Origin of the sequence: Bacillus sp. GC_Bacil_1, from assembly GCF_026540675.1 — a bacterium.
In the GTDB taxonomy this organism is placed as follows: Bacteria; Bacillota; Bacilli; order Bacillales; family Bacillaceae_G; genus Bacillus_A; species Bacillus_A cereus.
The window spans coordinates 17930-37522 of the sequence record NZ_JALNUG010000025.1 but is presented as its reverse complement, the minus strand read 5'-3'; the positions used below and the strand labels follow the sequence as shown (position 1 = coordinate 37522).

Sequence of the window (19593 nt, the reverse complement as noted above, 5' to 3'; positions counted from 1 at the left end):
TTGAAAGAGTGAGGCCAATGATTGAAAGAATAGATTGCAAGAATCTAACCTATGAAAGATTTATGAAGGAGTTTGCAGATAAGAAGCCTGTTATCTTAACAAATCTTGTGAATAATTGGGAGTGCTTTAATTGGGATTTGAAATATTTAAATGAAAGATTTGGAGAGCAAGAAGTTGTAATTAGAAAGTCTGATTATGAAGGGAAAAAGAAAGTTTATACAGTGAAGCTTTCTAAATTTATTCAATTGTTAGAAGGTGGAAATGAAGAAAATTGGTATTGTGATTGGCCTTTCTCTATTATGGGAAACAGAGAAATCGCTTTATCATATAGTATACCATCCTTTTTAACAGAGCAAACAGTTAGGAAAAAAGGAGATAAAGAATTGAAATGGGTATTTCTAGGTTCAACGAATACTGGAACTCCATTACATAAAGATTTTCAATCAACACACAATTGGAATGCCGTTATATTTGGAAAGAAAAAATGGGTGTTTTTTAATCCGGAATTTGATCAAGAAATGGAATATTTAGCGAGTGTAGATTGTAATATTTTTAATCCAACTCCAGAAGAACAAGAAATTATTTTAAAAGCAAACCCTTACTATATAGAACTTAATCAAGGTGAGATTATATATACTCCCAAAAATTGGTGGCATCAAGTTATAAATGAAGAATTAACCTTCGCTATTAGTGAAAACTTTTGGTTTAAGCATGAGCTTCAAGTTAATTAATTTTAAATAAATCATTAAAAATAGGGGGATTTAATAATGCTAAAAGTAGAAGAACATGTAATTAAGAAAAGTATTTATAAAACATTAGAGGAATTAGTAAGCTTACCTGGTCCTGTTGGTCATGAATATATAGTTAGTGATTGGTTAAAGAAACGTTGGATCAATAAATCAGAGGAATGTTTTGAAGATAAAGTTGGAAATTTAATTTGTAAAATTGGTGGAAAGGGTCCTAAATTATTAATTCAAGCACATATGGATGAAATTGGATTTATAGTGAGGTATATTACCCCTGATGGCTTTTTACTAATTGATCCAGTACAAGAAGCACATAGGTCTGGTCCTAATCATTTACATATGATAGGTCAATTAGCTCAAGTAATAAACAGAACAGGGGATGTAGCAACAGGAGTTTTTGCAACATCTACTGGTCATGTCCTTACCGAGCAGCAAATGGCTGGAAATTTAAATTTTAATAGCCTATTTATAGATATGGGAGTTAATAGTAAAGAAGAGGTAGAAAAATTAGGAGTTCATATTGGCTCAAGTGTGGTATGGAAAAGAGAATTAACTCAGGTTGGAAATAAGCTTATTGGAAAAGCGTTTGACGATCGGATTGGACTTTTGGTCATGGATCTTCTTTTAGAGAAAATGGACGTTTCCAATTTAAATTATGAAGTATGGTATGGTGCTACAGTGCAAGAAGAGAATAAAGCTCATGGCGCTTATGCTCTAGGTTCAAGAATGGACTTCGATATGGCAATTTCTTTAGATATTGGTTTAGTAGGAGATATACCAACTGTAAATGAACAAGATTATCCTACTAGATTAGGTGGTGGGCCGACATTAGTTTATAAGGATGGTGCTATTCATTATAATCCTAAAATAACATGGGGGTTAGAGGATATATCTAAAAAGTATAGTATCCCTTATCAAATTGGTATTTATAGTAATTATGGCTCTGACGGTATAGCTTTATTTGATAGTGGTATTCCTGCAGCACTTATTGGTATTCCAACTCGTTATACACATACACCTTTTGAAATGGTTGATATCAAAGATATTTATTCTACTGTAAATTTACTAAATCATTTTATTGAGAACAGAGCAAACTAGATTTAGTTCTGATGTAAAGTTGATTAAAGTACAGACGATTTTAACTAAAAGCACGTCATTGCATGTTTCTTTTACGAAATTTTATAATTAATCGTACGTTGAAAAACCGAAATCTGTTTCCTGATTTCGGTTTTGTTTATTTAAAGTATGAACTATCTCAATTATTTTTTCTTTTAGCTTAATGGCATGCGGCTGTATTCCATAGATGTATAGAATGGCAATAATTTTTAAGTATGGAATGGCTATAAATTATTGAGGGTTTTAATATAATAATGTACTCGTTTAAGGATGTTAGTGCAAGAAGTATTTATATTTTTTCAATATAAGATTTTACTGCCTGAAATAAAAACTCTTCCTGTCCCATACCAGCATCTGTGGCCATTTTTACTATTTTTTGTTTGAATTCATAATCTGCATGAAATGTTAATGGCTCTACATTACTTTTAAAGTAAATGCCTTCTACATGTGGAAGTATTGAACCTGATTTCATATGAGAATGTAAATATTTTATCTCTTCTTGAAATTGCAATGGATTTACTTGTAAAACAAAGGGTTTAATTTCTAATTTGATGGCATCTTGTGTAATAGTCAATCGCATATTTGTGACACCAAGTTCTTTATAAAATAAGTTTATTAGATTGTAAGTGATAGAATCAAATAATTGAGGTTTTTTAAATGAAAAAGATAAATATCCTCGTTTTGTAATCACTGGCTGTTTTTTGAACGGTTCAAAGGAATAATCATGCTCTTTATAAGTAGAGAGTGGGAAAATCTCTTCATCCTCTGTAAGAATCTTTCCATCTGCTCCATTAAGCTCTATTACCCTAGCTGTTTTTCCGGTGTGTTGATGTGTTAATAATTGATATAAACATATCTCTTCATCATAGATCTTGGTAATGAATGTTTTTCGCTCTTTTGTTTTAGTTTTTTCATAATCAAGCATAAAAATTTCTAATTCTTCCTCATCGATAAGGTATACTTGTTTTCCTCGTTTTTCTACCATTGTAGCGGGTAATTTTCCGGATTTGATGTATGTAAAGATAGTAGATGGTGCTACATTAAGAATTTCAGCTGCCTCTTTTGTACTTAGTCCATTAACCTCTTCTTTTTCCATTAATCTTTCAATATCTTCTAAATAGAAAATTTTGCTGCCGAATTGTTTCCAGTTATCTTTGTATACGCATTCTATTAATCCTTCTTTTTCTTTCTTTAATATGGTCTGTACGGTTACCCCCATTAAATCAGCCGCTTCTTTTGTAGTAACAGTAGGCTTTGTAATAAATAGTAAATCTTGTGTCATAAAATTACACCTCCGAATTTCGACTAATTTATAAACTCTATATAGTATCATATCAGATTTTTATATACATATAAAATTTGATTTTAATTCTAATAAAAATTAAATTTAATAGTAAATTCAATGATAATAAAACATGATATTTATATGTATATTAATTTTCATTTTAATGTAAAGTCTTTGTTTGAAATAAATGAGTTAAAAAATATATATAATTATACATATAATAATTAAATATTTATAAAAAAATATATGTATGTTTAGATAGAGAAGAATATATTATTCTTATAGAAAGAGTAATGTTTTTATTTTGTACAATTGTTACAAAGGAAATGAAAAGTATAGTATATTTAATAAGTAGATATAGTTTAATAATATTTGCAAAAAGTGGTGAATTAAAATTATGGATAGTAAAAGTAAAAATGAAGTTCTACCTATTACAAATTATAAAAAAGGATTTATAGATACATATTTAGAGGATATGAATGGTGTTGTGTTATTCCTACATAACAATCGTTATATGGATGCTGTAGAACAAAAGATGGAGAAAGCAGAAAAAGAGGGTAAAAGAAAATATGATTTTCTAAATGACCTTGAAGTGATCTATCATTTTGTCCATTTACAGAAAGATATGGATGAGAAGAAAAATAGGAAAGAGCATACAAAAAAGAGTTATGTTTCTGAAATTTTGTCATTTTGTCAAAGCATGGTGCAGAACGCGGAAGAATTTGAATTAAATGGGGAAGACGTACAGCGCTATGAATCTTTATTGAAGGTATTACAGCCTTGGCATATACGTAAGTATAGTAACTGGTTAAAAAGTGTAAAGAATGGCAGGGGAAATTCAAGCTATAGCGTTGCAACGCTTGCGAAAAAAACAGTATTGATTCGTTCATTTTTAAAACATCTTCACCTATTTGGCTATGTTGATAAGCCACTTCATGAGGAATTACAGCGCGCAAATGTAAATGAAAAAGATAGACCTAATCGTGATTTGTCTTATGATGAGGTAATAAAGATTTTAGATTTTTATAAAGTACGAGGACATTTAGTAAACTATACATTCTTACTTGCATTAGCTAGTACTGGAGCACGTATTCAGGAGTTGTGTCGGACAAGAGTAAAAGATTTATACTATGACGGAAAGTATTGGTTAAAAGTTATAGGAAAAGGTGGAAAGGTACGTGAACTTTTCATTTCAGAACATTTGTATCAGTGTATCTGTGAAGTGAGAAGGAAAAGAGGGTTTCAAACCATATTAGATCAAGGAGATGGGGATCCTTTATTTGTAAATCAAAGAGGGAATTTTTATAACCCTAAAACGCTATCTAATCAGGTAACAGATATGATAAAGAAGACAAACTTAGAATTTCTACAATATCGTGAAAATCCAGTAACCGCTCATACATTTAGGCATGCATTTGCAATTATGGCTGTGGAACAAGGAAACGCTGATTTATACCATTTAATGCAAACTCTTGGTCATGAAAATATTCAAACAACAAAGATTTATTTAGAGAAGTATATGAAGCGTCAAAATAATGTAGGAATGATTTTTGCTGATATGATTAAATAATAATTTTATTATGATACTACTGTAGACAAAAAGAAGACATCTTATTTTGATGTCTTCTTTTTGTCATATAGTTACTAATGTTAAGAAGGTAATTTATCGATTTATATTTATAAGAAATATAGCGATTCTCGATACAATACATCATAACATAATTAGTAATAATTATGTTATGTAATTTCGTATATATAAATATAATTATATTTATATATATTCTATCTTTTATTTCTGCCAGAGATTTTTTTAGTAGTAAACTATTTTATCCATTGACTGTATATTTGTTATATCTCATTTTAAACATAAGGTTAAAATGAGCCCCCTCACCTAATGCGAAAGGGTGCTTGGTAAATCAGAAGTTAGGTTTCCAATCAAAAAATGTAAATATAAGCAACTATTAAAATGCTATCATAATGTTTTAATGATTTTTCAAGCATTATTACATATAAGTATAAATTCCTTTAATATCCATTTGATAAAATACAATCCAAATATTTACAATAGTTAAATAAATATTTCTACAAATTCAATATATTTACAAAAAATACAAAAATGATACATTTAACTTGTAACAAATATAATTTAAACAAGGGGGAATTTTTATGTTAAAAAAATTAGTAGTTGGAGTATTGGCGACTGGTATTGCTTTAACTGGAGGAATGGGGGCTTCAGCAGCAAGTTTGGAAAAGCCAGAAGGCCCAGTAAGTTCTTTAAAAGCAGCCAAATGTGAGCTGCCTTCTCGCATTAAAAAGCTTTCAAATGGTAAATTTGAACAATACGTTAAACGTACTGATAATTATTATACTGAATCGCTCTGTGGTGGTACAATGCATTGGTACTTCAAAGGTATGGCTCCAGATGGATATTCACGTTATGAAGGGCATCTAATTTTATAGAAGTATTTCTATAGAAGCATTTTAAATAATTATCAGCCATATTTTTGGGGTGGAAAATCTAAATTTAGCCCTTTTTTGTTAGGTGAGCATGTATTACTACATATCACTATATGTTTCTCTAAATGCCATTTGATTAGGTTCTGTCTGATACTACAAGGCATCAGCAGTCATGGACACTGTTAATGGTTTTAAGAATAATAAAATTTGATAGCTTTTCTGTAAAAGCATAAAGATGATATGCCTATGGTAGTAATAAAGAAGGGTATAAAATATTATTAAAAAAAGACTGTTATAAGAAATGGACAAGTATATGGCTTATATGGACTGAAATTTTGTTAAGAAAGGACACTCGATTGAGTGTCCTTTCTCATTTATTAAATATCATCATAATGGAATTTAATCTAAAATTAATGTTTGATGAATTCCTGATAATTTATTAATTTCCCTAATTACTTCTGGAACTAATGGTTTCTCAGTTTCAATTATTAACAAAGATAATTTTCCGGTTTCTTTTCTTGAAATTCTTACTGTATTAATATTAATTCTACATCTTGATAAGAGAGCGATTACAGAAGAAATCGTACTAAAATGATTATTATTCATAATAAGAAGAGCAGGGGTTGTATCGCGTAACTTTAGTTCAAAACCATTAACTTCAATAATTTTTACTCTTCCCCCTCCGAGTGAGCAAGCAATCATTTCAATTTTATCTTTACCTTTATATAAACAAATTTTGGCTGTATGAGAATGTACTGGTTTTGCAACCTCTTCTATACAATTAATTGTAATTCCTCTTTCTTTTGCGATTGTAAGTGCATTAATAATTAGTGAATCATCTATTTTGAAACCTAAGATGCCACCAACAATTGCTACATCTGCACCAAAATGATGATTCCTCTTTTTAAATCCTCCATATAAGGAAATATCAATTCTGTCTGGTTCATGTGAAAATAACTGTCGGATAGTATATCCTATTTTTACGGCGTCTGTTCCAAAAATATTAGGTGTTCCAATTGAAATAGGACCGATGATATCAAATACAGATCTATAGTTCATAATAGTTGGTTCCCCTTAACATTGTTAATGAAAGTTATAGATAATCAGCTTTCTTTTTCAAAGTATTATTAAATAAAAAAAGAATTATTGAGGTATTTAACATATGTTCATAATAGAAGAATTAAGTAGTTTGTATTCCACTTGTTAATTCGAAAATTTCTTTTGAAAAGTTAAGAGAACATACAGTATATGAACTAAAGTTATTAAATACCTCTTTCAAATATGTGTAAAGAATAGATAGACTTTACTATAAATAAAGCCCACAGGAGTTTTTAACTCCCTGGGCTTTCATTTTTCATAGTAATTCGGTTTTTATATGGTAAACGGAATCCTAGTGCGATTGCGGCTCCAGCACAACTAAATAAACAACCAAATAATAAGTAGAGTGTAGGTGATGATTCCCCAATTGCAACAGACGCAACGCCCCCAATTGCAGGAAAAAGTGCAACCATATAACTACTTACTGATGCACCAATACGCTCTACTAACTTAAGGTAGAACATCCATGCACCGAAGGAAGCAAATACAGTTAAAAATGCTAAAGCTCCTAGGTAAGAAACCGATGTTGGTATTGTAAAGGTTTGTTGCTGGAAAACACAAACAGCAAGTAAAAGTATTGAAGCTACAATAAAACCAACACTATTTGAATAAACAGCATTAATCCCACGTCTTGCATTTCGAGCAGAAGCCGCGTCTCCAATTGCTGTAAGGACAGTTCCTAATACTGCAAGTCCTATTCCTTTTAAATCACTTGTATTAGAAGCCCCCGTTGTTAGTAATGGATAAACCAATATAGAAACGCCTGCAATTCCAACTATTCCACCTATTAAAATTCGAGAATGAAGTTGTTCACCTAAAAATATGCGAAGTGCAATCGGTGTCAAAACTGTTTTTAGTGAAAATAGTAGCGTTACTAATGCAGCCGAAATCCAAATCGTAGCATAGTATAAACATAAATAACTAATAGCTAAGTTACATACCCCAAAAGTAATGAGAGGTAAAGCATCTTCACGGGAAGGCTTACCCTTTGGACGTACCACGCAAGCAAGGACAATAAACATGAGTGCAGCTCCCACCAAGCGATAAGTTAATGATAGTTCAAGACTTACGGGTGTACCTTGGATTTTTACTACAATAAAGTTCAAACCCCATACTATCAAGCAAAATATATACATTAAAGCTGTCATGCAAATTCTACCTCAGCAACCTGTGCAAAAGGAATGTCGAAATAATTAAATACTTCTGTTAGTGCTTCAGCTAATTGCAAGATTTGTTCCTCAGTATGATTTGGTGTGACGTTAACTCGGAAACGCTCCGTACCTACAGCAACAGTTGGTGAGTTAATAGGTTGTAAATAGACATGATGCTGTTCAAGTAAACGTTGAGCAGCAGCTTTACATTTTTTAGCATCCCCAATTAGTACAGGAAGAATATGTGTCTCACTTGAATCCATAATAGGAATATTTGCTTGACCAAGTGCATCTCTTAACATACTAGTCTTTTGATGTAGGGCATTTCGTTCACTGTCTGAAGATTTTAGGTGTTCAACACTAGCATGACAAGCTGCAACAATTGCTGGTGGTAATGAAGTTGTAAAAATGAAACCGGATGCAAAAGAACGTACAGCATCAATTAATAATGCTGAAGCTGCAATGTATCCCCCAATTACTCCAATTCCTTTTGCCATTGTTCCTTGAATAAAGTCTAAACGATCTACAAGACCTAGTTCGGCAGCTATTCCTGCACCACGGGGGCCATACATTCCGATTGCATGCACTTCATCGATAAACGTTAAAGCATTATATTGTTCAGCAAGTTCTATAATTTTTTCAATTGGTGAAATATCGCCATCCATTGAGTAAACGGATTCAAAAACAATGATTTTAGCTCGATCATGTGGTTGAGCTGCAAGCAATTCTTCCAAATGTTCAACATCGTTATGTCTAAATACCGCTCGTTCAACTTTTGTACTACGTATACCATTAATGATTGAAGCATGATTGCGTTCGTCAGAGAATACGATACAATTTGGAAATAAACGAAGTAAACATTGTAATGTCGCATCATTAGAACCATATCCTGTAGGGAAAACTAAGGCTGCTTCCTTACCATGCCATTCAGCAAGTGAGGATTCAAGTGCAGCATAATGATAATGTGTACCACCTATATTACGGGATCCACCTGAACCCGCACCAAATGCTCGAATAGCATCGTGCATTGCTTCGGTAACCACTGGGTGTTGTGACATCCCTAAGTAGTCATTACTGCACCAAACAACAACAGGTTCTGTATCTTGTTGACCATTTAAGTGTGCCAATGGGTATTGACCGCGAATTCGATTAATGGTAACAAATTCACGATATTGTCCACTTTCTTTTAATGATTGGAGCTTATTGCTAATAATTTCTGAATACATAACCTTACCTCCAAGAAAATTTTACGGTTCGAACCGTTTTATTGTTATATTCTTTTTATTAAAAGAATATAAACATGTAAAAAAATTCTAAAAATTGCTTTTTCATTATAGCAATAAATTACAAAAATAGTTAATGATATGTAAATTTGCATATTTTTATTTCTATTAGACTGATATCATACAAGAGGTATTGTATATATAAATGGTACTAGTGATGTTTAGCTGTAACAGATGGTATGTTAAAGAAGTGTGTGAAAGTATTGTAAAAAGAGGGGTAATTTGTTAAGAGTGATAAATTAAGTTGAAGCAAAATAAAAAGCTCAATTATACTAATCGATTCAAGTGAAAATATAGAAAAAGAAAAGGGCAATATTATTAAATAAAGGATATATTAATTATGGAGATTGAAATAATTTCGATAATATGTTATTTAATTAGTATATACAAATTTTATATTTAATACCTTTTAGATTGATATCTGTTCCTTATGTATTAAATTATATTTTATGAATGCATAAAATATCTGTTTTCCTTATAATTAGAAATAGAATATAATTTTTACATAATTATATTACAAAAGAAAAAAATAAAAGAATGATAAATAAATCCAATATTTTTGGAAATGCAAAATGAACTGTAAAAACAAGTGTACATAGATCGGAATTTTACAGTGTTATTTTCATTTAATTAAAATGTTTTTTAACTTTTAAAGATTTAATAATTAAAGGTATTTGATTTTTCAAGAAAATAGGTCTAGTTTATTGGATATATAGGTGAATGAAAAAACATGCTATCTTTCTCTAGAATTCTATAGAAGTAATAGCATGTTTTAGCAATTTAGTTATATATACAGCGTTATCTTTATAATATTCATATTTTAATACTACTTTTGCAGTAAGATTACTTATTATTAGATAATAAAACTTCAATGATTTTTGGAGCCTTAGAATTACTTAAGTAATAATAAACTTCGGGCCCTTTTTTTTCACTACATAAAATATTTCCCCTCATTCTTGATAAATGTTGTGAAACTGCTGCTTGAGGGATTTGTAGCATATTAACAAATTCTGTGACATTTAATATAGTGTGCTGCATAAGGGCTACTACAATTTGCATACGATCGGGATGGGATAGTATCTTTAGGAGTTCTATATTATTCTTATATGAAGTAATTTTAATATTGTTCATTATGTACTACTCCTTTTACATTTATATTTGTTTAAAGTTATAAATACTTATAAACTTCAATACTAAAGGTAATTTTTTAATCTGTTACTGATGTTTGTATTTATAGTTTCAAAAACTAGTTTCCTTTTGGGTTTAGCCATAATATTCTTAAAGTAGTTTCTTTCTCGTTGAAAAATAAAAACTATAATTCATTCTATTTCATAAAGTCTGTATTTATCTAGTTAATTTGTTAGTAAAATACACTTTTGCTCTGTATTAAAGTATATTTGTTGCGGCATAGGCAATTAGTGCAATAACTATTATAGCTCCGAAAATAGTGCTGAATAATGCAAGAAAGCTGAGAGAAATATAATAAATAAAATAGGCTCCAATTCCAATTGCTATTATAAAGCCAATTATAAGAAGAAGTGAACCAATTGTTTGTAAAGAAATTATATTAAAGAATATTAAGCCAATGACAATTAAACCAATAATAATAAGGGTTCTCATCGTATTGCTCCTTTTATAAATTATAAACATGTAAAAATCTCTATATTTCGAAATAATCATAACATAGAAGAATAGAGTGAGGAAGGGATTAAACTATCAATAATTAAGTAGTATAGATTAATAGTTCTTTTGAATGTATAATCCCTTTAATTAATATTATTTTTTGAGAAACAGGGGTTTTACGATTTTAATCAAGGAATTTTACATATTAATAATAAAATTCCTTGATTGGTAGAGTTTTTTAATTTTTGTTTGTTTGTCCATCGATTCTTTGTAGTAATGGTAACGTATTTTCAATGTGTTTTTTTATACTATCGTCTAACAGTAATTTTGTCTCGGGATTTGTAAAGTTTGTAATTGCTTTAGCATATTCTTGTGGATAAGGATCAATGCCTAATAGTATATTTGCATCAATATTATATAAAGTAATAATTTTTTTTATAACAAATAATGTAGGAGGTTGTTCATCCTTTTCTAACCGAGAATATGTACTTTTACTTATGTCTAATTTTGTAGCGACTTCTTTTTGAGAATAACCATATAAAGTTCGCAATTTTTTTAAAATATAACCTATCTCCATTCGGTATAATCAGTCCTTTTGATAACTACAAAGTTGAATACTTGATAGGCATTAAAAGATACACAATATAGACCTTTTATGCAATTACGTATATTTTACCATTCGTGTAACTTCCGTTCTATATTTTCGTTAAATGCTCAAAAATACATATTTTTAGATACTTTATCATTTTACAAATATATACCAAACACCGTTTTGTTTAGTCATCATTAATGGATAAGAAGACGGTGTATAATCACTGCTTGAAAATCTAGTAGTGAACATTTAAAAGAAAAATTAGTGAGTAAAAAATGATGGACTTGTCGTTTTAATCCAGGTTGATATAACTTTTTTGATATAATTTTATAGTAGTAATTTTGACGATTAGAACCGGACGTTTTATTAAGTCACCTATTAATTTTTGAATAAATATTTTTCTAGTTATATAATCTCAAAAAAGCTTTGAATATTCTTGTAGAGTACATCAATTTAATAAACAGTATTTTATGTAGTTTTTATGTTTTTTATTGTATAGGGCATTTAAATAACCTTGTTATACAAAATAATTTAACAAGGTTTAAGATATTAATGTAGCGCTATGATATAAATAAACCCACAAATAAATGGACAGCCAATAATAGGTTGTCTTTTTTGTGGGAATTGTTTGTGCAGCTAAATTAAACTGGAAAAACAATTATTGAAACAAGCGGAATAAGATTCCGTTTATTTCCTAATCCCGAATTTCGGGATTTTTTTTTAGGAATTCTATGTAAATCATTTCAAAAAGTATTAATTTTGGGACTCTATTGTAATATCTAAATGAATTTGTATAATGATTTATAAAGGAGTTCACAAAAAAAATCCCAGTTGCTAGATGACTGATAACAAAGGAATTTTCGAGAATTCTTACATGTGATTTGGATAGATGTTACAATTTTTTATAAATTATGGATTGACTATATGAGGTAAACCATTGTAATCTTGTTTTAAAAGATTGTTTAATAACATCTTAAAAGTGAACTGCTTATAATTATATAGTTACATGGGCAGAAAATAATAAGAGCGCCAACTCCTATTATTTTCGACCTTTTTAAAACAGTTATGGTGTTTTAGAATGGCTGCCCACTTTGCGAAGCATAACTAGTATGCGACATCAATAATTTTATACTGTTTTGTGTAATTTCACAAGACCGTAGGTGCGCGTAATTTTTACAAATTATTATTGATTTTGCTCTAGTTATCCTTCAAAAGGTGGTTCTTCGGTATGAGAAGAAAAAGGCGTAGACTAAAACATGAGTCTATGCCTTTTTTATTTTTCTAACCGATACAATCTTTTTTACTTTAAGAATGCTTATCTTTATAAGGTGTAATAAGTATTAGTTTGATTTAAGTTGAGTTAAACATTGTAGAAGAATTAGTAGCTGATTCTGAGAAAATTAGTTATTAAATTAAGTGGATTGGAGAAAATGAGAGTGCGTACAAAAGATTTTAGTAGAAAAACACATAGCATAAGGGTATTACAAGAAATGGATGTAATGTCATTAGTCAGACAAGCGCATTCAGTTAGTACTTTTCAAGGTAAGGATTATATTGTATTAGATAATGGTAATCTTTATGATTCGGTAGGAAAACGTGAAGTTCCGGTAGCTATGATGTTTAGATATATTAAATGTGCTAGAAATAGTTATGGAGTCGTAATTGCTAAGAAGTCTAATACTTGTAGTAAACTGATGCAAGTTAAATATGTAAAAAAGAATAATAAAGTTAGCAAGTAATAAAACATTTAATCAATTTAATTGTGTATAAAATACACTAGGGATTATCCAAAGTTTTGGAATCGACATGGGTTGTTTTTGTATTTATTAATATATATAAAAAAACAAATTAATTCTCGTGAGTTTAAGGTAATCCCAATTGCTCTTTGAAAAATTTATATAGATGCTGGGGGAGTGCCACGACCACTGTTTGCCACTCTATTTCGTGAAATTAGGAGAATAAAGACACGAATAAACCCTGAGGGTCATATGTACCGCTTGTAAGAAAGCAATGAAGTGGTGGTCTAACTTTGTAGAATTAGAAATAAGGCTGCATATTACTTAAAGGGCTGTACATTTGATTATAGCGCCATAACGGAGTATTCCTGAGCGATTAATCGTACAAGCATGCCTTTAACGAGTGGGTGGAACGAGACTAACCACCCCATTTATAAATGGAGAATCTCCTTCTTGCATTTATAAATGTATAAATATAGACCTATTATTTTTTAGTTTATAATATTAAAAATAGCTTTATATAGAATTAAGTTGATTAAATATTAATTTGTTTGAAAAGAGATTCTGTAAGTAACTGAAGTCAGTTACTTGTAAAGGGAGTAAAAAAGATGAGAAAGGGATGCCGGGAAAGGTATTTAAAACAGATTACTGCTGTCATAACAACAAAGAGAAAATACCCTACGGGATACCTAGTTGTTGGAGAGTATAGATTAAGTTTGGAAATTCAAAAAGATATTTTGGATATATTAGATCATTCAGAGGTGACAAGCAGTCATATAGATTTTAATAATTATAAGGATGAAGATGAATGCCTTATAGTAATGAAAAAAGCAAAAAAGCAATTAAGTGAGGACAGGCAATCAGGAAAATTATTAATTCTTGTTATTACGAATTTTGATCGTTTTAATGCAAAAAAAATGGATGCAGTGAAGCAATTGATTAGTTGCCAAGCCTTAGGTATTAATCTATTAGTAAGCGCTAATGTGCCGTTGGTTCATTTAGTTGGATTAACGGAATATATGATTACTGTAGATTCGACAGCTAAGGTTTTATCCAAGTTCTATAGATACAATACTCAGCAGGTCATTTACTCTTTACATAATGAATCTTTAGTTTAGTAAAAGTTCTAGAAAATAGGGGTGGATAAACTGAATAATAACCTTAAAGCAAAAAAAATTCTTAAAACCAAAAGTATTAGTATAGGTCTATTTGAATTAGACGAACGTTACAGTTTAGGCAATAGAATTGATGTGTTTTGCGATAGATTAAATACTATTTATACATTCGAAATTTTTAATATAACGCTAGTTAGAAAGACGCACTGGGTTGTACATTTAAATTAAAAAATAGGGTGTTATAAAAAATAAGAAATTTATAATGTTTATATAAATTTTTTTGTGTTTAACGTGAGTAATATAGTTGAATCAACAGAATGTAAGAGTGGAAACATGGAATCCTCCTTTTATAAAAATAATTTGGTAGAAATAATTTTTGTAACTTTAAAATAGCAGAAGATATGAAAATATTTTGAATAAATGTGGGATTTAGAGTAGGATCATTTTAGTGATGCTGCTCTTTTTTTATCAAAAATTACTAGAAAGTAACTCCGAAAGGAAGAGCTAAAGTGTTTGATAATAAATTTTTAATATACCCATCTATGTTTATGGTAATGTGTTTTATGGTATTAATATTTGATTTTCTCCTTTCAATATTTATTAGATTAGTGACATGAGAATGATAAGGGATAATATAAAAGATGCTTTTTTGTGGTTTTGCGTTATCACTTTGGTAACAATAGGTTGGATAGCAGTTGAATATTTTTCTATTAATCTGCTTTTAGATTGAGGGAGTGTAATAGATGAACGGTTTAGTAAAAGCTACAGAACCATATGTTTTTGAAGGCGAAAAAATAGCATTTGTTAAAGGATGTTTGAATGCTCTCCTTTTAGTTATACCATTTTGGATTGTTATTTTTGCTATATATATTTTAAAAAAATAAGTGGAAAAGATTGTTTGCTGTTTTATTTAAATTATCCATAGTAAATAAGATAACTAAAGATATTAGATTTTAAAGTAAAAGTTACATTATATTCCTACCATAACTATTTAAAGGCCTATCTATAAGTTGTAGGCCTTTTTGTTTTATTTAAGGAGAGAGCGAAATGAGGAATAAGGTCAGAAGCCCAACGCCCCCTTTTCTTTAACAGAAGGATCTAAAGAAAGGGGGCGGCATTATTGTGGATTAGAAGGACATGTAGTTTATTGCTTGTTGTTATAGTTCTATTAGGAAATCTTGTTGATTTTGTTTCTACGGGGTATGCAGAAAGTGCATCAAGTCAAGAACAGGGACAAGAAAAAAAAGCCGAAGATGTGACTGTACTGCAAGGGAAATCAGACATGAATATTATGGGATTATCACCTAATGAGGTGGTCGTTGCTGATGGCAAAAAAAGTAGTAATTTATTTGATTTTGAAGCATTTATCAAACCTTCAGACATTGTAGATGGAACTGCTCCATTTGATTCAAATGATGAGGCGGGTAATGATTCTAACCCCAATAATGGTATTGTAAGGACGTTTGATACCGTTACCTACCCATTAAAAGTAACAATTAATCCGAAAAAACATGATCAGTTGAAGAATATTAAGCTGAAAATTACGGGTACATTGGAAAACGGCATTACAAATAAACGTGTGAATGCAAAATTTGCTGTTGGTGGTAAAGAAGATTTGGAGAAGGAGATTGTTTCTTTTGATATGGAATATTTGTTAAAAGAAACAGGTAACTCCTTAATGATTCCTGTTACTGTGGAAGTACAAGGAGCCGAGCAGGGATTGAAATTAAAACCAAATATAAAAATTCAGGTTATAAGTGTGGATGGGGAAGATATTACGAATGAAAATGTATCGCAATCATTTAATGATATTACACCTGTTACAGCTTCTGGAAAAGTAAATGTGAAGGCGAAATTTTCAACTCATTATGCAGGTATGCCAAGATTGGCTTACTCAGTATTCAATCCAAAAGTAGATAAAGATGATCGTTCTTTTATCTTTCCAGTCGTATTATCTTTATTTGTTGATAACCTCCCTAATCGTAGTGATATAAGGGGGGCGACCTTCCCTGTTGGTAAAGTCAATTATCACTTTGATTTTAGTGGACGTGTTGATTGGGATTCACAATCAATGGGAGTTGAGAAATTAGATTTCGAGGGGAAAGATACCCCCTTTAAAATCTTTAATTATCAAGCTATTGATGAGGTAAGCCAAAAAGTTCCTAAACCCAATACAGAAAGTTTCGAATTGGGTTTAGAGAGTTATAAAGACGTGCGTACTAATCAATCTGGGAGTGCAAAGTCTTATATTCCGAAAGAAAAATGGAATGCGGATGATATTGAAAAATATACGATTAATAGTGTTTGGGATAGTGGTAGTACTCAAATAAGTAAACCGAAAGTTTCAAAAGATGTTATAAATTATGAAGGGAATGTTAGTGACTTTACTATTGGCTCAACATTTCCAACAATGATTTCACATGATAATCGGGTGGTAGCTTTTAATAAAAATCAAAAGGCCTTTGCAACAACTAGGTTTTTAATTCATACGCCAAATGAGTATTATCCTTTAGGGAAAAATAATAAGATTAACAAGGCTAATAATGTTTATTATGATTTGAAATGTATTATTGATTCTTATGAGGATAGCCAAGGGAATGTGGTACCTTATAACACTACAGCTGCTGTAACAATTAATGAGAGAAATAATCCTAAGGGTTCATATTCCATACAAACTACATTCCATACGCCTGAGGGAAAAGAACTTGGAACACCGAAAATTGAGTATAGCGCTGTATCTAAAGGTGACCCTACTGTTATAGTAGGGCAAAAGGTAAAAGTAGTTAGCCATTTAAATGTTCGTGCCGTTACTGAAGGTGGAACGACGATGGTTTATAAGTGGAATACAGATTCTTTTTATTTAACAAAGCAATATGCGGAATCGGCAAAAGGAAATATGCTAAATGAAGGGTATCCAACCTCTACAGGGGAAAGAATTAAAAATAGCGATAAACAAGTTATCTCATTTGGAATTGCAAAGAGAAACGATAACTCATTTGCTGCTCTAACTCAAAATAAAGAAGAAGATTATGAGTGGTATAACACGTATGATGAAGCTATAAAGTATGGTGAAGTTGGGGCGATTAAGAATGATATTAATGCAGTTATGGGTGACGGTGAAGTAGTAGCAAGTTTTATTCCTTTTGATGTTAAGACTAAGAAAGTTGGTAGTGTTAATGAAAAAGGAACACCAAATATAACCGTTACAGATTCAGTTATTTATCCAACAGCAGATCGAAAAGTAGGATATCGTATTCGTGAAGATGGTAAATATAACAATTTTACTGAGTATGATGAAAATGGTAATTTAACTAAATTACAGTCACCTGTAGGGAGTACAATAAATTTTGAAACATTGGGCATTATCAATGGTGAAACGAGTAGTGATATAAAAACAAATAAAAATACATATTACAGCTCGGATAATGTAGACGTTACAGTTGATAATCTTGCCAAGTTACCGGCAGAGATTGATTTTAATTCTTTAGATGAAAAAATTGAAATGAGGGTAAAAATACCTAAAGGACTTGACTACGTAGTTGGATCAGCTAAATATGGTGATCAATATATTGAACCGAAAATTGAGCAGCAAGGTGATGGGAGTAATCATCTAGTTTGGTATGATACATTGACACGTAATAATATGGCTCTTAAAAAAATAAACTTTGAGGCACGTATTAATCCAGTATTACTTCCTCAGGGAAATCAAGTAGGACTAGAGATTCAAAATGTAATGAGTAGCTCTATGGATACTAGATTAGAAAAGTTTCGAACAAGTTCTAAAAATATTTCCGTTGTGAAAATTGGTATGGTTGGTGTGAGTGAAACCATTAAAAAAGTTACAGGTAAAAAGAATAGTGATTATGAAGTCGGTGTTCAACCCTATACAACCATTAAAGATGAATCACATGTAAAGGCACTTACATATGTGCCAAGAAATAAGGACGAGAATGGTTCCGCCTTTAGTGGTATAACTTTTTTAAAGCAATTGACACTAGATAATCCTAATAATAAGAACGTTGAAATATGGTTGAATAACAGTTTTGTTGAATCAAATAACCCCAACAAGATTGATTTACAATCAAATGGTTGGTACAGGTATACAGGAGAGCAGGATTTATCAAAAGTGGTCTCTATTTTGCTGTATATAAATGATTCATTAAGTAACAGTGATGTTGTAAAAATGAACCTTGTTTATGGGACGTATCAGAATGAGTTTGGTAATCAATATGTAAGTAAAACGGTCGTTAACACTTCAGTTGATTACAAATTATCACCAGTGTCTAACCAGGTAAAGTATACAATTGTAGCGGATGTAAATTTGAGCCTGAGAAAAATAAGAATCGATACTGCACCTGCTGAGAGTGGACTACCAGTAACCATACGGTTAGATAAAGACATTGTATATGAGGATTCTAATAAAGAGAAACTAAATGTTAATTTATATGACAAGACTGATAACAAGGTTGTTGGTAGCAAAATTTATACGATTGAGGAACTACCTGAAGAAGTGAAATTCAAAGTAGATCCTAAGTTCTTAAAGAAAAATAATAAGAGAAATTATGAAGTAAGACTAGAAAAAGTAAATAAAGAATCTATTCTTATCGTAGATCATAAAGGCAAAGTAGATACAGATGGCTACACATCTTCTGAAGAAACAGTTAAGGCAAATGCCAAAGAATCTACGGAGCTAAAATATAAAGGTGTTATTATGACGGAACGTGAAGTTGGAAAGGAAATGGAAATTTTCTATGAAACACTTACAATCCCATTAAAACAACTACCAAAACAAAAAACCGGTTATGGCTTTGAATTGAAAACGGAAGCTAGTTATAACAATGAATTGGCAATTCCTTATGATCTTAAGGCAAATGCTTTCGTAGATAAGAGGTTAGTCGACTCATATTTAAATTATGAAAAAAAGGGAGAACAGGTTGTTGTTCCTTTAGAAGAAACAAAAAAAACGGGTAGTTTGAATAAAAATAAAACAGACTTTTTGTTTGAATTACCACATATGAATGTAGAACAAAAAACGGGGAATTTATTTACAGATCAGCAAGTGAAAGAGCATGATTCACGTATTAAGAACGCTATAAAGGATGGAAAGAGAAAGTTGTATGTTCCAATTTGGGCAAATCTTGAAGAATATGATGTTTTCGTGGCCTCAGGAGTTCCTATAGGAGCAAATAAGATTAATTTTGAGGTAACGCAGCCGTTACAGTTATATGCATATATGTACGGTACAATTGGGTCAAAAACATTAAAGGATGATGAATTACTAATAGAACCTGTTGATCCAAAAAATCCTTTCTCAAATGGTAAACCCTCTGATTGGTCAGATGAAGATATTGCGTGGCTGAAAAAAAATTAAAGGACCTCAAAGGAGTTTAT

At 30.6% G+C, this 19593-nt stretch carries 15 protein-coding genes; 8 read left to right on the top strand and 7 right to left on the bottom strand.

All coding sequences use genetic code 11. The features are described from left to right. The first annotated feature begins 17 nt into the window (after window positions 1–17). Window positions 18–731, top strand: coding sequence for a cupin-like domain-containing protein (locus OXT04_RS26580; protein WP_048563919.1), 714 nt, complete (start codon window positions 18–20; stop codon window positions 729–731). Window positions 732–767: 36 nt separating this feature from the next. Next, a complete protein-coding gene (locus tag OXT04_RS26575; RefSeq protein WP_048563918.1) occupies window positions 768–1844 on the top strand; it encodes a M42 family metallopeptidase in 1077 nt (358 codons plus the stop codon). A 307-nt stretch (window positions 1845–2151) separates the two neighbouring features. Here the strand turns inward: OXT04_RS26575 and OXT04_RS26570 are convergent, their stop codons facing one another. Continuing rightward, on the bottom strand, window positions 2152–3144 hold the full coding sequence (locus OXT04_RS26570) for a helix-turn-helix domain-containing protein (RefSeq protein WP_048563917.1): 993 nt from the start codon (window positions 3142–3144) through the stop codon (window positions 2152–2154). Window positions 3145–3544: 400 nt separating this feature from the next. On the opposite strand from OXT04_RS26570, the gene OXT04_RS26565 reads away from it, so the two are divergent. Both OXT04_RS26565 and OXT04_RS26560 read left to right on the top strand, forming a co-directional pair. Further along, window positions 3545–4717: a tyrosine-type recombinase/integrase gene (locus tag OXT04_RS26565; RefSeq protein WP_098570232.1), complete on the top strand. Its 1173-nt coding sequence runs from the start codon at window positions 3545–3547 to the stop codon at window positions 4715–4717. Window positions 4718–5313: 596 nt separating this feature from the next. After that, a complete protein-coding gene (locus OXT04_RS26560; protein ID WP_098570233.1) occupies window positions 5314–5607 on the top strand; it encodes a hypothetical protein in 294 nt (97 codons plus the stop codon). Window positions 5608–6003: 396 nt separating this feature from the next. Here OXT04_RS26560 and sdaAB read toward each other — a convergent pair whose 3' ends face one another. The 6 genes from sdaAB to OXT04_RS26530 form a co-directional block, all read right to left on the bottom strand. Further along, window positions 6004–6663, bottom strand: coding sequence for an L-serine ammonia-lyase, iron-sulfur-dependent subunit beta (gene sdaAB / locus OXT04_RS26555; RefSeq protein ID WP_267418635.1), 660 nt, complete (start codon window positions 6661–6663; stop codon window positions 6004–6006). 272 nt (window positions 6664–6935) lie between these two features. After that, window positions 6936–7850: a DMT family transporter gene (locus OXT04_RS26550; RefSeq protein ID WP_098570235.1), complete on the bottom strand. Its 915-nt coding sequence runs from the start codon at window positions 7848–7850 to the stop codon at window positions 6936–6938. After that, on the bottom strand, window positions 7847–9079 hold the full coding sequence (hemA, locus tag OXT04_RS26545) for a 5-aminolevulinate synthase (RefSeq protein ID WP_000286713.1): 1233 nt from the start codon (window positions 9077–9079) through the stop codon (window positions 7847–7849). Before hemA ends, OXT04_RS26550 begins: the two co-directional genes overlap by 4 nt. Before the next feature lie 900 nt (window positions 9080–9979). Continuing rightward, window positions 9980–10267, bottom strand: coding sequence for an ArsR/SmtB family transcription factor (locus OXT04_RS26540; RefSeq protein ID WP_001059605.1), 288 nt, complete (start codon window positions 10265–10267; stop codon window positions 9980–9982). A 255-nt stretch (window positions 10268–10522) separates the two neighbouring features. Further along, window positions 10523–10756, bottom strand: a complete 234-nt coding sequence (locus OXT04_RS26535; protein ID WP_001259527.1) for a hypothetical protein — start codon at window positions 10754–10756, stop codon at window positions 10523–10525. Window positions 10757–10997: 241 nt separating this feature from the next. Further along, a complete protein-coding gene (locus OXT04_RS26530; protein ID WP_098256002.1) occupies window positions 10998–11336 on the bottom strand; it encodes a helix-turn-helix domain-containing protein in 339 nt (112 codons plus the stop codon). A gap of 1451 nt (window positions 11337–12787) precedes the next feature. On the opposite strand from OXT04_RS26530, the gene OXT04_RS26525 reads away from it, so the two are divergent. The 4 genes from OXT04_RS26525 (at window position 12788) to OXT04_RS26505 (ending at window position 19573) form a co-directional block, all read left to right on the top strand. Further along, window positions 12788–13090 (top strand): hypothetical protein, encoded by a 303-nt coding sequence (locus OXT04_RS26525; RefSeq protein ID WP_001259279.1) that lies wholly within the window; start codon window positions 12788–12790, stop codon window positions 13088–13090. 605 nt (window positions 13091–13695) lie between these two features. After that, a complete protein-coding gene (locus tag OXT04_RS26520; protein WP_098256001.1) occupies window positions 13696–14205 on the top strand; it encodes a hypothetical protein in 510 nt (169 codons plus the stop codon). Between the two features lie 740 nt (window positions 14206–14945). Continuing rightward, complete coding sequence (locus OXT04_RS26510) at window positions 14946–15086, top strand: hypothetical protein (protein ID WP_176518817.1); 141 nt, start codon at window positions 14946–14948, stop codon at window positions 15084–15086. A gap of 236 nt (window positions 15087–15322) precedes the next feature. After that, window positions 15323–19573, top strand: coding sequence for a fusion protein (includes pXO2-28-29-30) (locus tag OXT04_RS26505; RefSeq protein WP_267418634.1), 4251 nt, complete (start codon window positions 15323–15325; stop codon window positions 19571–19573). Window positions 19574–19593 lie beyond the last annotated feature (20 nt).